Genomic DNA, 12,248 nt, shown 5'->3' with positions numbered 1-12,248 from the left:
GGACGGTACGAACGGGGTGGGACGAGGGTGGCGCGGACGGCCCGGGCCGGCCGCGGTGAGGTCCGGTGCGGTGCAGTGCTGTCCGGCGCGGTGCGGGGCGGTCAGAGGGTCGTGACGACCTCGTCGTACGCGAGTCGCGGCGAGCGCGGGTACCAGGCGTTCTCGCCCGGCCGGCCGATGTTCACGATCATCAGCGGGGTGTGGTCGTCGTCCAGGAACTCCTTCCGGACGCCCGGGAAGTCGAACCCGGTCATCGGCCCCGCCGCCAGCCCCGCCGCGCGCACGCCGAGGATGAAGTAGGCCGCCTGGAGCGTCGCGTTGAGCAGGGCGGACTCCTCGCGGACCGGCCGGTCGGCGAAGAGCAGGTCCTTGGCCCGCGGAAAGTGCGGGAGCAGCGCGGGGAGTTCCTGGTGGAACTCGTTGTCGGCGGCGAGGATCGCGACCAGCGGCGCGGCGGCGGTCTTCGGCCGGTTGCCCTCGGCCATGTGGGTCAGCAGCCGCTCGCGCGCCTCGTCCGAGCGGACCAGGACGATCCGCAGCGGAGACTGGTTGTAGGCGGTCGGGGCGTACTTGACGAGGTCGTACACCGCCCGGAGCTGCTCGTCCGTCACCGGCTCGTCGGTGAAGGTGTTCGCGGTACGGGCCTCGCGGAAGAGGAGGTCCTGGGCGACGGGGTGGAGGGCGAGCTCGGACATGGGATGCTCCTGTCGTTCAGCCTTGATAATCTCAACGTTGAAATAAAAGCAGCCCGACTCTCTCAGCGTCAAGTGTCTTAACGTTGAGAAGATGAACATGGAGAGGAGTGCGGCGATGAGCGATGCTGTGGACGCGATCATCGGTCAGTGGATCGAGGAGCGCCCCGACGTGGCGGACGACCTGTGGCCCGTGCAGCTGTTCGCGCGGATCCAGCGGCTGGCCCGGGTGGTCGACAAGTCCGCCAAGGCCGCGGCCGCCGCGCACGGCGTGGAGTACGGCGAGTTCGACGTACTGACCACGCTGCAGCGCTCGGGGCCGCCGTACGCCCTCACCGCCGGAGCCTTCCTCAAGGCCTCCATGGTGACGTCCGGCGCGATCACCAACCGCATCGACAGGATGGAGGCCAAGGGCCTGGTCGAGCGGGTACGCGACGGGGAGGACCGGCGCACCATCAGGATCCGCCTCACCGAGCACGGGCACGAGGTCACCAGGGCCGCCTTCGCCGACCATCTCGCCACCTACGCGCGGCTCCTCGCCGATGTGGACCGCGACCTGGTGGAGACGACCGGCGAGGGCCTCCGGCAGGTGCTGGAGGCCCTCGGTGACACCCGGATCGAGTGAGGTGGAATGACGTGGCGTGCGAGAAGGGGAGCAGGGGCGCCGACGGGGCCCCTGTCACGCCCCGGGTGGCAGGTCCCGGATCGCGGCGTCGGCCTCGTCGGCCTCGGTGTGACGGCTGGTGCGGTGCGTGCCGTACCAGTCGAGGCAGAGCACCGTCGCGTCGTCCTGCAGATGGCCCCTGGTGGCCTCGCGGACGGCGGTGACCAGGGCCCGGACGGTCTCGCGCGGGTGGAAGTCGGCGCTCTCGCGGACGAGGGCGGCGAGGTCGACATCGGCGGCGGCGCGGTCCTGCATGCCGTCGGTCATCATGATCAGCCGGTCGCCCGGGCGCAGGTCCACCTCCTGGACGCGGTAGTCGACGGGTGAGGTGACCCCGAAGGGCAGATTGGCGAAGACCGGCAACTCCTCCACGACGCCGTCCCGAAGGCGCAGGGGCCGCGGATGACCGGCGTTGACCAGCTGGACGCTTCCGATGTCGAGGCGGATGCGCAGCAACTGCCCGGTGGCGATGCCACGGTCGTGATGCAGCAGCGCCCGGTGTGCGCGACGGGCCTGCTCCGCGATGTCGCAGCCGACGCGTCTCGCCCCGCGCAACGCGCCGAGCAACAGGGTCGCCAACAGCGCCGACTCGGTGTCGTGACCCATGGCGTCCGTGATCGAGACGTGCAGCGTGTCCTGGTCCAGGGCGTAGTCGTAGGTGTCGCCACCGATGTCGTCGGCCGGCACGAGCCCGCCGGCGACGGCGAACTGCGCGGCCTCGCAGCACGCGGCCGACGGCAGCAACTGGTGCTGGATCTCGGCCGCCAGGCTGGTGGGCGTGGTCCGCCGGCCGCAGTGGTAGAGGTCGGTGAACCGCCGGTCGGTGACGATGATGTACGCCAACGCGTGCGCGGCGTCGCTCACCTGCCGGAGCACCGGGTCGTCGGCCCGCGGCAGCGTCAGCTCCAGGACGCCGACGCAGTCGCCGCGGTTGGTGACCGGCGAGATCACCAGATGGCCGTCGTCCCCGTCCGGTTCCACATGGAGACGCTGGGAGCGCAGCACCTTCTCGTACACGCTGCCCCGCAGGCCGATGCGTGTCGCCCTGCGCCCGCTCTCCGCCCCGTCGACGGTGGTGAGCCGGACCAGCTCCTCCCCGATCAGGTCGAGGAACAGGAACGACACGCACGTCGCCCCGAACCGCTTCTGCAGGTTACGCGCCACGACATCGACGGACTCGACCGGCGAGGCGTCCTCCGCCTCCGCCAGGACGCCCCCCAGCCCCCACACGTCACCGTCCACGGCAATCTCCTCCCTGAGTCGCCGTTCCTTCTGCCCCCGGAGTTCTCGTTCTCACGTCGCGGACGCCTGGTGGGAGATCCCTTACACCTGAACGGTGGGCGCAGCGGGCCGCCGTGGCCGATCGGACATATCAGGATCGGTCGCCCGTACGAGAACGCGGGGCGCGGCGGCCTCGGGTCGCCGCCAGGCCGCTCCCCGCGACGGCGATCACCGCGATGGCCAGGGCGATGCTGACACCGCCCTCGGTGTCCCAGTACACGTCCTCCAGGCTGATGAGGAGCGCCGCCTCGTCGACGATCAGGGCCAGTCCCACTCCGTACGCGAGTCCCATCCAGGCACGCGCGCGTGCGGAACGGTCGGCGAGGGAGGCCCCGCCGACGACCGCGAGGAGCAGGATCCCCCAGACGTAGTGGTGGAGGTGGATCCCGCCGGCCTCGACATCGCCGAACCCGGCCATGTCGACGTGGATCAGCCAGGTGAGCAGGCGCATCCCGCCGAAGGTGAGGGCGAAGCCCCACCAGGCCAGGACGAAGCCGCGCCGCTCGGGCGAGATGCCCGGCAGCAGGCGCAGCCAGGGCGACGGCCGCCGCTCACCGGGGTCGGTGTCCGTCGACAGGTCGGGCTTACCGGACGACGTCATGGCCCTTCGCCCGCCGTGCGGGGGGCCTGTGTGCTCGCGCGCATCCGCCCACCTTCCCGCCTCGGGGGCCCGCCGCCCCGGACCGCCGTGGCGTGGCCCCGGAAGAAACGCCCGAGTGCGCGATTGGGCAGGGCGGGAGGGGGTCGTCGCCCCCTTCGTCCCCGTCGTTCGGCCGTCCAGCAGTCCCGTCGTCCGGCAGTCCCGTCGTCCGTCCGTCCCGCCGTCCGTCCGTGCGCTCGGACATCACCGCGCCCGAGTGGCCCGGGCGCTGCGGAAGGTGCGGCGATAGGCGTCCGGCGGGACACCGAGCGTGCGGTGGAAGTGGCGGCGCAGCGTGGTCGCGGTGCCCATGCCGGTGGCCGCCGCGATCCGGTCGACGCTGTCGTCGGTCGTCTCCAGGAGCTCCTGCGCCCGGTGGATCCGCTGGGAGGAGAGCCAGCGCAGCGGAGTCGTGCCGGTGACGGCGTGGAAATGGCGCACGAGGTTCCGCGAGCTCATGCCCGCCCGGCGGGCCAGGTCCTCCACCGTCAGCGGCCGGTCGAGCCGCGCCAACGCCCAGGCGAACAGCGCGTCGAGGGAGTGGCCACGGGGCTCCGGAACGGGCGTGGCGACGAACTGGGCCTGCCCGCCGGCCCGGTGGGGCGGGACGACGAGACGGCGCGCGACCGCGTTGGCCACGGCCGAACCGTGGTCGAGCCGGACCAGGTGGAGGCACAGGTCCATCGCCGCGGCCTTGCCCGCCGAGGTCAGCACCCGGCCGTCGTCGACGTAGAGCACGTCCGGGTCGACCCGCACCCGCGGGTGGCGGGCGGCCAGCGCCGCCGCGTGCCACCAGTGCGTCGTGGCCCGCCGCCCGTCGAGCAGACCTGCGGCGGCCAGCACGAACGCGCCCGTGCACAGCGACGCCACCCGCGCCCCGGCCTCGTGCGCGGCCCGCACGGCGTCCACCAGGTCGGCGGGCGGCTCCTCGGCCGGGTCCGCGCACGCCGGCACGATCACGGTGTCCGCGCGGAGCAGCCCGTCGAGCCCCTGGTCGGGTTCGAGCCGGAAACGGCCGCCCACCCCCACGGACGCGGGACCGCAGACCGTGAAGTCGTACCAGGGATCGACGAGGTCGGACCGGTCGACCCCGAAGACGTCGCAGGCGGCGGCGAGTTCGAAGTGCGGGACGCCCTCGCTGACGGCCAGCGCGACACCTCTCATGTCCGAAAGTGTACGAGCCGTGGCACTGCTGCCACTCACGCCCGCCGGCGGCGCGCGGACAGGATGGCGGACATGAACGACACACCGGTACGACACCTCCCCGCCGACACCGCCGACACCGACCGAACGGACCGTTCGCACCGTCCGGCCCGTACGGTCCTGGTCTACGGCGCGTACGGACACACGGGGCGCTTCGTCGTGGCCGAGCTGCTGCGGCGCGCCTGGACGCCCGTCCTCTCCGGCCGCGACGCCGCACGGCTCCGGACGCTGTCGGAGGAACACGGCGGCCTCGACGTACGGCCGGCGGCCGTCGACGACGCCGCCGCGCTCGACCGCGCACTCGCGGGCGCCGCCGCCGTGATCAACTGCGCCGGGCCGTTCGCCTCGACGGCCGCCCCGGTGATCGGGGCCGCGCTGCGCGTCGGCGTCCCGTACGTGGACGTGGCGGCGGAGCTGGAGGCCGTCGCCGACACGTTCGCGCGGTTCGACGACCGGGCCCGGGAGGCCGGGACCCCGATCGTCCCGGCGATGGCGTTCTACGGAGGTCTCGGCGACCTCCTCGTCTCCGCGGCCCTGGGCGACCGGCGGGAGGCGGACGAGGTGGTGACCGCGTACGCCCTGAGCAGCTGGCGTCCGACGGCCGGCACACGGGCGGCGGGCCGAGTCTCCCGCGAACGCCGGAACGGCCGCCGTCGCCTCCACACGAACGGAAGCCTCGAGTACCGCACCGGCGAACCGCCCCTGTCCCGCTGGTCGTTCCCCGCGCCGGTCGGCGACCGGGACGTGGTGGGGGAGTTCACGATGGCGGACAGCGTGACCGTCCCGCGCCACGTGGACGTCCCGGAGATGCGGACGGTCATGAGCGCCGCGGCGGTCGAGGACCTGACCTCGCCCGACACCGCGCCCCCGGCGGCCGTCGACGAGCGCGGCCGCTCCGACCAGACGTTCCTCGTGGAGGCCGTCGTGCGCTTCGGTGGCCGGGAGCGGCGCGCCGTGGCCCGGGGCAGGGACATCTATGCGATCAGCGCGCCCCTGGCGGTGGAGGCGGTGGCTCGGATCCTCGACGGCAGGACCCTCGGCAACGGGAGCGTCGGGGGCGGGAGCGCGGAGGGCCGGCCCGGGCCGGGAGGTGTCGCGCCGGCGGGCGCGCTCTTCGACGCGGCCGACTTCCTCTCCGCGCTGACCGATCGGGCGAGCGGCGGGGCGGAAGGCTTCGGCTGGTCGCTCACCGCCCCCGTCCGGCTCTCCTGACCGACGGCCGGGGGCGGGCCCGGGAGCCCGGAGGCCCCGTCAGCCCTCGGTGCGGCCGGTGCGGCCGGCGTGGCGAGCCCACAGGATCAGCGGCACCTGGAGCGGCAGCCGGCCGTACGCGAGGGCCTTCGCGCGCGGCGAGCGGTTCCGGTAGTCGTACGCCATCTTGACGTTCGCCGGGAAGACACCGGCGAAGAACACGGCGGTGGCCCGGGCGCTCACCTGGCGGGTCGCGGGCACCGCGAGACCGGCGGCGAGCGCGAGCTCGGCCACACCGCTGGCCAGGGTCCAGGTCCGCGGGCTGCCGGGAAGGGCCCGCGGCACGGTGGCATCGAACCGCTTCGGCGCGGCGAAGTGGGCGACGCCCGCCGAGGCCAGCAGGCCGGCGAGCAGGAGGGCGGAGCGGGCCGGACGGGCGGAGCGGGAAGACCGGGGCATCGGATTCCTTCACGGGAGGGGGCGGGGAGGCGGGAGCGGTAGGCCGACCGGGGGACGACGGACGGGACGTTACCAGCCGGTAAGGACGCTGGAGGGGCAGGGCGTCGGCACACTGGGCCCATGGCCAGCAGCGCCGGGTACCGGCCCCTCACCAAGGTGCTCCACTGGAGCGTGGTCGTCGCGTTCGCCGCGCAGTTCGCCGTGGGCTACCTCCTCGCCTCCGAGGGGTCGGGGCACGGCCGCGGGCGCGGCCGGGGAAGGGGCGGCGACTCGGGGCGAGGGCGGGGGCGGGGAGGTGACGACCGTTACGATCCGTTCGGGGACGATGCCCTGCTGACCACCCACGTCGTCCTGGGCGTCACGATCATCGCGCTCGGTGTCGCCCGGCTCGTCTGCCGGCGAGTTCTGCCACTGCCGCCGTGGGCGCCGACGCTCTCCACGGCGGAGCGGCGACTGGCCCATCGGACCGAGAGCGCACTCTACTGGCTCACCTTCCTGGTCCCCGCCAGCGGACTGGCCCTGCTCGTGGCCGGCGACGACGACGTCCTCCCCCTCCACGTCGCCGCGCACATCGCGTTCTTCGTCGCCCTGGGCCTGCACGTCGGGCTGGTCCTCAAGCACCAGTTCGTCGACCGGGACCGACTGCTGCGCCGCATGCTCTGACCGCGGCCGGTCACGGACGACGGCCGGCGAGGGCAGCGGGGGAGGTTCGGCGGAAGTGTCAGGAGACGCCGCGCGTGCGGAACTGGACGCTGATCCGAGGGCCGACCGCGCGCCCGGACTTGGGTATGGCGTGCTCCCAGGTGCGCTGGCAGGAGCCGCCCATCACCACCAGGTCCCCATGGCCCAGCGCCAGGCGCAGGGCGGCCGCGCCGCCGCCTCGCGGGCGCAGCGCCAGGTCGCGCGGATCGCCCACCGAGAGGATGGCGACCATGGTGTCCTGGGTGGCGGAGCGGCCGGTGCGGTCCCCGTGCCAGGCGACGCTGTCGCGGCCGTCGCGGTAGAGACAGAGGCCGGCGGTGACGAAGGGCTCGCCCAGTTCCGGGGCGTAGTGCGAGGAGAGAGCGGACCGCGCCTCTTCCAGGAGCGGATGCGGCAGCGGGTCGCCCTCCCGGTAGTGGGCGAGGAGTCGGGGCACGTCGACCTCGCGTTCGTACATCTGCCGCCGCTCGGCCCGCCAGGGGACTCCGGCTGCCAGCTCCTCGAACAGCGCGTCGGCCCCGGTCAGCCAGCCGGGCAGCAGGTCGATCCAGGCGCCGCTCCCCAGATGCCGCCGCTCGAGCCCGCGCAGCGGTCCGAGCCGCATGTCGTCGCCCTGGTCGAACAGCGAGGCCTGGAGGTGTGCGTGCATGGGTCAAGCGTACCCCTGGAAACGAACAAGTGAGCGAATTGTGTGTGGTCGGCGAGAACAGAGAGGCCTGGCGGGCGGGGCTCCGGGAGGACCGGCGTGAGAGGTGCGGAACAGGAAGCTCAGCTTCCATGGGCGCCGATCGCCGGAGCTTCGCCCGGGGCGACGTTGATCCGTCAGCATGATTCTCGGACGGACGACCCCGGAAGACGGCGTTTCGGTGTCCGTCAGGGGCCCGGGCGTGCCACACTCCCCTCACGAGCCCCTGTGTCTCCCCCCGTCATACGGGCTCGTCGGCCCCACCGGTCACCCCCCCCGGCCTGGTGGGGCCCCTTACGTTCTGGGGCGGGTCCCGTCTCGCGCGGGCCCGACCCGGGTGTCCGACCACGCGGAGACCCCGCCGCGACGGGGGGGTACGCGGCGGGGCCTGTCAGGCGGATGCCCCGCTTCCGGGAGCCCACTCCTCGTACGGCGGGCTTTTCCTTCCCCGTCCACCCGGCGCCGTCGCCCCTGCCGCCGGAGCCCGCCCGCGCCGCCCGCGCCTCCCGCGCGTCAGCGGGTGAGCGTCGTGGGCGGCACGCCCACCGTCGCTGTGACGTCCCGGACGAGGTGGGCCTGGTCGCTGTAGCCCAGCTCGGCGGCGAGCGCGGCCCAGTCCACCGCCCGACCCGGAGCGGCGGCGGCGCGCTCCAGCGCCTCGTGGACGCGGTAGCGCAGGATCACCCACTTCGGGCTCACCCCCACGTACGCGGCGAAGAGCCGTTGCAGGGAGCGGACGGTCAGCCCCTCGGCGCGGGCGACCGCGTCGACCCGCCGTACGGTGCGGTCCCGTCGGATCCGGTCGGCCAGCGCCATCGCCGTCTCCACGCGCGGGTCCGGTTCCGGGCCGAGCCCGAGCAGGAACGCGTCCAGGGCGGCCACCCGCGTCTCCTCCCGCTCCGGGCCGAGGACGGCGTCGACCTCCGGCGCGAGGTCGCGGCCGAAGACCTCGGCGGGCGGCACCTGCCGGCCGGTCCAGTGCGACACCGGCAGGGCGGGAGCGAAGCCACGGAACCCGCCCGGACGGAACTGCACCCCGCACACCCGCCCGGTCCCCGCCAGCTCGCGGGTGAACAGCTCCCGACCGACGCCGGACACGACGGCCCCGGCCGCGCGGGCGCCGTCGCGCTGGAAGACGAGGTTGACCGACGGGTGCGGCACCACCCGCGTGACGTACGGCGCGTCCAGCGCCCAGTCGACCAGCCAGTAGTGCTCCACGTACGGCCGCAGCGGCGGCGCGGGCTCGACGCGCCGGAACCGGACCCGCGTCATCAACGCGGAGGCGTCCACGATGCCCCGCGTGTCCCGCCTCGGTCCCGCCATGGCGGCGATCCTATGTCGCGTTTCTTCAAGCCGCGGCGCGGGGCGCGCTCGTACGGTGCCCCCATGGACAACACCACTGACCAGGTGCCCGGCTCGCACCACCCGTCACCGCACCACCCCGCGCCGTCGCCCCTCCCGCCGGCCGCCCCGCTCGGCATCGGCGCCCTGCTCGGGGCCGCCGCCCGCGCCGCCGACCCCGTGGTGCGCGGCCTGCGGGACGAGGGGCTCGACGACCCCACGCCCTGCGACCTGTTCACCGTCCGCGACCTCCTCAACCACCTCTTTCAGGTCGTCGTCAACTTCCGGGCCCTCGCCGCCAAGGAGACCCCGGACTTCTCCACCACCCCCGACTACGTCGGCACGCACGGGCCCGACTGGCGCGACCGCTTCACCGACGAGACCGCCCGCCTGGCGCATGCGTGGTCCGCGCCCGGTGCCGAGGAGGGCACGAGCGGCGCGATGGGGCTGCCGGCCAGGACGGTGGGCAGCCTGGCGCTGATCGACCTGACGGTCCACGCGTGGGACCTCGCCCGGGCGAGCGGGCAGCCGTTCACCCCCGACGAGCACGCGGTGCGCGAACTGGTCGGTCTGGTACGGGAGATGGCGCCCATGGGCCGCGAGAACGGGGTCTTCGGCGAGCCGTACCCGGTCCCGCCGGGCGCCTCGGAGTTCGCGACCCTCCTCGCCCTGACCGGCCGCGACCCCCGCACCCCCACCCCCGCCCCGCGTCCCTGACCGGCCGTCACCGACCGCCGCCACGGCCCCCGGTCAGCGGCACGCGTGGGCTCACGGAGGGGATTCGGCCCAGACCGCCGGGCCGCCGCCCCGCCATTCGATCATCGGGGAGTCGGCGACCTCGTCCGGCCCGAGTTCGAGGCCGATCGCGGCCAGCAGGTCCGCCACGTCGGCCACGCTCTCCGCCAGGCCGAGGATCCGCCCGTCCGCGTGGACGCGGCGGCCGCCGGTTCCGGAGGGCGGATGGACGACGACGGGACGGTGGCTGCTCATGGGTCCACTGTGGATCCGTACGTCCCCGGACGCATCAGGCTTACTCCGGTCGGCGCAGGGCACACGGGACACCCCCTAGGTCGTGTCCGGAAAGTCCCGCCTGGCCCGCGACGCCTGGCACGAGCTCCCCCGTAGCCCTTCGGGCACGGGAGGTGCCCCCACGCTGCGTTGTCGGGATCACCCGAGTACGTCCAGTACGAGGGCGACCCTTCGCCTTGCGATCGCACGCACCAGACGCCGCGGGCCCTGCCCTGCGGGCAGACGGCGCTACTTTCCGGACACGCCCTAGCTCCGCACGTCGGCCGAGCTGGGGCGACCCCCGCCCCCTACGGTGAACCCATGCGGCTGCTGCTCACCTCCGACACGCACCTGCCGGTCCGCGCCAAGCGCCTGCCCGAGGCCCTCCTGGCGGGCATCGACGAGGCCGATGCCGTCCTCCACGCCGGGGACTGGATCGACGAGGCCACCGTCGACCTGCTGGAGGCCCGGGCCCGGCGGCTGATCGGGGTGTACGGCAACAACGACGGTCCGGCGCTTCGGCGCAGGCTCCCCGAGGTCGCGCGCGCCGAGCTGGGCGGGCTGCGGTTCGGTGTCGTCCACGAGACGGGCGCCGCCGCCGGGCGCGAACAGCGCTGCGCCCGGCGCTTCCCCGACCTGGACGTCCTGGTCTTCGGGCACAGCCACATCCCGTGGGACTCGACGGCCCCGGGCGGACCGCGCCTGCTGAACCCCGGCTCCCCGACCGACCGCAGGCGCCAGCCCTTCTGCACGTACATGACGCTGACCGTCTCCGACGGCACACTGGGCGAGGTCACCCTGCACCGGCTGCCACCCAGGTCCTAGGAGGCAGGGGGACCTTCCTTACGGCACCCAGTGGCCAGCCCGGCGATCGGCGCGGCGACGCTGGGGAGCCCAGCCGTCGCCGAGGACGTCGACGGCCACGCGCTGGGGCGGCAGCCGTGACGTCGGTGCGGACGAGTACGCCACGGCGGCGCCGCTCCGGCGGCGGACGCGGGGCCGCACGCCCCCTGAGCGGGGGCGCCGGGCCCCCGGGGCCGGGCATCACCGCGTCAGGGAGCGACGGTCTCGCTGGTGATCAGCTCCGCGAGGGCCGCCGGTCCGCCCTCGGCCAGCGCGCGGCGTTGACGGTCCGCGGGGGTGCCCTCCTGGAGCAGCCGGTGCACCAGCGAAGTCACCTCGCGGGTGTCCCCGGCCTCGTCGAGAGCGGGGGTGAGGTGATCGAGGAGCATGACGAGCACGTCGCCCGCCCGGCGCGTCCGCCCGGTGGGGTCGACCAGCAGACCGCTCAGGCCGTGCCGCGCGGCGTGCCAGTTGGCCGCCTGCAGCAGCTCGGGGGTGCACTGGGGGAGCGGCGCTCCGGCCTTCTCCTCGCGGATCGCGGTCGCGGTCATCGCGCGGACGAGACCGGCGAACATGACCGCCGCGTCGGCGCGCAGCTGCACATCGGCGCAGCGCACCTCGACCGTCGGGTACTTGTCGGAGAGGCGGGCCTGCCAGTACAGCTGGCCGGTGTCGGTGATGATGCCGGTGTCCACCAACGAGCGGACGCGCGTCTCGTGGTCCTCGAGCGAGGTGAAGAGGGGCGGGGGACCGCTGACCGGCCAGCGGCCGAAGACCACCGTGCGCCAGCTCGCGAATCCGGTGTCGTTGCCGTCCCACAGCGGCGAGTTCGCGGACATCGCCACCAGGACGGGCAGCCAGACCCGGATCCGGCTCAAGACGGCGACGCCCATCTCCCGGTCCGGCACGGCCGCGTGGACGTGCATCCCGTTGACGAGCTGCTCGGCCACGAGCTGCGGCGCCTGGGAGGACATCGCCAGATAACGGGCCTTGCGGGTGACCGGGACCGGCGCCGTCTCCCGGTACGGAGCGGTCGCGCAGGCCGCCAGGCGGCAGCCGCTGCGCTCCGCCGCCGTACCGAGCGCGTGCCGCAGCCGCAGCAGATGGCCGCCCACCTCGCCCAGATCCGCGCAGACGGGCGTGGCGACCTCGACCTGGGCCTGCAGCAGCTCCGACTGGACCTCGGCGTCCTCGACGATCGGCTCCAGTCCGGCCGCCGCCCGCACCTCGTCCGCGAGCGGCACGGGCAGGCACGTGTCCGGATCGAGCAGCAAGTACTCTTCCTCGACCCCAATGGTGATCATGTCCCTCCGGTACCCCGTATCGGCGGAAGGATTCGGCCGGACGGACCCACCGCGGGCCTGGTCAGGCGCCGTACACGCCCCCACGGGGCCGGGCCCGCCGGGAGCAGCCCTGCACGGGGCCGGGCCCGCCGGGAGCAGCCCTGCACGGGTCCGGGCCCGCCGGGAGCGCCCTCGCACCGGGCCGGGCCGCCCGGAGCCGCCCCGACCGCGGCCCGCACCGTCCGACACCACCCCC

14 protein-coding genes are annotated in these 12,248 nt (G+C 74.3%); 5 read left to right on the top strand and 9 right to left on the bottom strand.

Annotated elements, in window-relative coordinates; all coding sequences use genetic code 11:
* Nucleotides 1–101 precede the first annotated feature (101 nt).
* On the bottom strand, nucleotides 102–695 hold the full coding sequence (locus ACZ6RC_RS23855) for a malonic semialdehyde reductase (RefSeq protein ID WP_469586599.1): 594 nt from the start codon (nucleotides 693–695) through the stop codon (nucleotides 102–104).
* Nucleotides 696–810: 115 nt separating this feature from the next.
* Between ACZ6RC_RS23855 and ACZ6RC_RS23850 the strand changes: the two genes are divergently transcribed.
* Complete coding sequence (locus tag ACZ6RC_RS23850; protein ID WP_469586595.1) at nucleotides 811–1,317, top strand: MarR family winged helix-turn-helix transcriptional regulator; 507 nt, start codon at nucleotides 811–813, stop codon at nucleotides 1,315–1,317.
* A gap of 54 nt (nucleotides 1,318–1,371) precedes the next feature.
* On the opposite strand, the gene ACZ6RC_RS23845 is transcribed toward ACZ6RC_RS23850, so the two are convergent.
* The 3 genes from ACZ6RC_RS23845 to ACZ6RC_RS23835 form a co-directional block, all read right to left on the bottom strand.
* Complete coding sequence (locus ACZ6RC_RS23845) at nucleotides 1,372–2,598, bottom strand: PP2C family protein-serine/threonine phosphatase (RefSeq protein WP_469586592.1); 1,227 nt, start codon at nucleotides 2,596–2,598, stop codon at nucleotides 1,372–1,374.
* A 130-nt stretch (nucleotides 2,599–2,728) separates the two neighbouring features.
* Nucleotides 2,729–3,238 (bottom strand): hypothetical protein, encoded by a 510-nt coding sequence (locus ACZ6RC_RS23840; protein ID WP_469586589.1) that lies wholly within the window; start codon nucleotides 3,236–3,238, stop codon nucleotides 2,729–2,731.
* A 243-nt stretch (nucleotides 3,239–3,481) separates the two neighbouring features.
* The gene (locus tag ACZ6RC_RS23835) at nucleotides 3,482–4,441 is read right to left on the bottom strand and encodes a GlxA family transcriptional regulator (protein ID WP_469586585.1); all 960 of its coding nucleotides are present in this window, start codon (nucleotides 4,439–4,441) and stop codon (nucleotides 3,482–3,484) included.
* 72 nt (nucleotides 4,442–4,513) lie between these two features.
* Between ACZ6RC_RS23835 and ACZ6RC_RS23830 the strand changes: the two genes are divergently transcribed.
* Nucleotides 4,514–5,692, top strand: coding sequence for a saccharopine dehydrogenase NADP-binding domain-containing protein (locus ACZ6RC_RS23830; protein ID WP_469586582.1), 1,179 nt, complete (start codon nucleotides 4,514–4,516; stop codon nucleotides 5,690–5,692).
* A 39-nt stretch (nucleotides 5,693–5,731) separates the two neighbouring features.
* Here the strand turns inward: ACZ6RC_RS23830 and ACZ6RC_RS23825 are convergent, their stop codons facing one another.
* A complete protein-coding gene (locus tag ACZ6RC_RS23825; protein ID WP_469586579.1) occupies nucleotides 5,732–6,130 on the bottom strand; it encodes a DoxX family protein in 399 nt (132 codons plus the stop codon).
* A gap of 120 nt (nucleotides 6,131–6,250) precedes the next feature.
* Here ACZ6RC_RS23825 and ACZ6RC_RS23820 point away from each other — a divergent pair, with 120 nt between their 5' ends.
* Complete coding sequence (locus ACZ6RC_RS23820) at nucleotides 6,251–6,793, top strand: cytochrome b (RefSeq protein ID WP_391133929.1); 543 nt, start codon at nucleotides 6,251–6,253, stop codon at nucleotides 6,791–6,793.
* Between the two features lie 58 nt (nucleotides 6,794–6,851).
* Here ACZ6RC_RS23820 and ACZ6RC_RS23815 read toward each other — a convergent pair whose 3' ends face one another.
* Both ACZ6RC_RS23815 and ACZ6RC_RS23810 read right to left on the bottom strand, forming a co-directional pair.
* Entirely contained in the window at nucleotides 6,852–7,481 is a 630-nt protein-coding gene (locus ACZ6RC_RS23815; RefSeq protein ID WP_391133926.1) for an alpha-ketoglutarate-dependent dioxygenase AlkB, read from the bottom strand.
* Nucleotides 7,482–8,030: 549 nt separating this feature from the next.
* Nucleotides 8,031–8,840 carry an AraC family transcriptional regulator gene (locus ACZ6RC_RS23810; RefSeq protein WP_469586573.1) on the bottom strand — a complete coding sequence of 270 codons (810 nt, stop codon included), beginning with the start codon at nucleotides 8,838–8,840 and terminating at the stop codon, nucleotides 8,031–8,033.
* A gap of 63 nt (nucleotides 8,841–8,903) precedes the next feature.
* Here ACZ6RC_RS23810 and ACZ6RC_RS23805 point away from each other — a divergent pair, with 63 nt between their 5' ends.
* Nucleotides 8,904–9,575, top strand: coding sequence for a TIGR03086 family metal-binding protein (locus ACZ6RC_RS23805; protein ID WP_469586570.1), 672 nt, complete (start codon nucleotides 8,904–8,906; stop codon nucleotides 9,573–9,575).
* Between the two features lie 51 nt (nucleotides 9,576–9,626).
* Here ACZ6RC_RS23805 and ACZ6RC_RS23800 read toward each other — a convergent pair whose 3' ends face one another.
* On the bottom strand, nucleotides 9,627–9,848 hold the full coding sequence (locus ACZ6RC_RS23800; protein WP_391133917.1) for a hypothetical protein: 222 nt from the start codon (nucleotides 9,846–9,848) through the stop codon (nucleotides 9,627–9,629).
* Between the two features lie 339 nt (nucleotides 9,849–10,187).
* Between ACZ6RC_RS23800 and ACZ6RC_RS23795 the strand changes: the two genes are divergently transcribed.
* Nucleotides 10,188–10,691: a metallophosphoesterase family protein gene (locus ACZ6RC_RS23795; protein ID WP_391133914.1), complete on the top strand. Its 504-nt coding sequence runs from the start codon at nucleotides 10,188–10,190 to the stop codon at nucleotides 10,689–10,691.
* Nucleotides 10,692–10,918: 227 nt separating this feature from the next.
* On the opposite strand, the gene ACZ6RC_RS23790 is transcribed toward ACZ6RC_RS23795, so the two are convergent.
* Nucleotides 10,919–12,013, bottom strand: a complete 1,095-nt coding sequence (locus ACZ6RC_RS23790) for a carboxylate-amine ligase (protein WP_469586566.1) — start codon at nucleotides 12,011–12,013, stop codon at nucleotides 10,919–10,921.
* Nucleotides 12,014–12,248 lie beyond the last annotated feature (235 nt).

It is taken from the genome of Streptomyces sp. NPDC048353 (assembly GCF_055587165.1).
The sequence above is the reverse complement of the archived record's forward strand: the minus strand, read 5'-3'. Positions and strand labels throughout refer to the sequence as shown.

Coding starts and splice junctions, on each gene's coding strand:
- ACZ6RC_RS23855 (WP_469586599.1), bottom strand. CDS start 695: ATGTCCGAGCTCGCCCTCCACCCCGTCGCCCAGGACCTCCTCTTCCGC.
- ACZ6RC_RS23850 (WP_469586595.1), top strand. CDS start 811: ATGAGCGATGCTGTGGACGCGATCATCGGTCAGTGGATCGAGGAGCGC.
- ACZ6RC_RS23840 (WP_469586589.1), bottom strand. CDS start 3,238: ATGACGTCGTCCGGTAAGCCCGACCTGTCGACGGACACCGACCCCGGT.
- ACZ6RC_RS23835 (WP_469586585.1), bottom strand. CDS start 4,441: ATGAGAGGTGTCGCGCTGGCCGTCAGCGAGGGCGTCCCGCACTTCGAA.
- ACZ6RC_RS23830 (WP_469586582.1), top strand. CDS start 4,514: ATGAACGACACACCGGTACGACACCTCCCCGCCGACACCGCCGACACC.
- ACZ6RC_RS23825 (WP_469586579.1), bottom strand. CDS start 6,130: ATGCCCCGGTCTTCCCGCTCCGCCCGTCCGGCCCGCTCCGCCCTCCTG.
- ACZ6RC_RS23820 (WP_391133929.1), top strand. CDS start 6,251: ATGGCCAGCAGCGCCGGGTACCGGCCCCTCACCAAGGTGCTCCACTGG.
- ACZ6RC_RS23815 (WP_391133926.1), bottom strand. CDS start 7,481: ATGCACGCACACCTCCAGGCCTCGCTGTTCGACCAGGGCGACGACATG.
- ACZ6RC_RS23810 (WP_469586573.1), bottom strand. CDS start 8,840: ATGGCGGGACCGAGGCGGGACACGCGGGGCATCGTGGACGCCTCCGCG.
- ACZ6RC_RS23805 (WP_469586570.1), top strand. CDS start 8,904: ATGGACAACACCACTGACCAGGTGCCCGGCTCGCACCACCCGTCACCG.
- ACZ6RC_RS23800 (WP_391133917.1), bottom strand. CDS start 9,848: ATGAGCAGCCACCGTCCCGTCGTCGTCCATCCGCCCTCCGGAACCGGC.
- ACZ6RC_RS23795 (WP_391133914.1), top strand. CDS start 10,188: ATGCGGCTGCTGCTCACCTCCGACACGCACCTGCCGGTCCGCGCCAAG.
- ACZ6RC_RS23790 (WP_469586566.1), bottom strand. CDS start 12,013: ATGATCACCATTGGGGTCGAGGAAGAGTACTTGCTGCTCGATCCGGAC.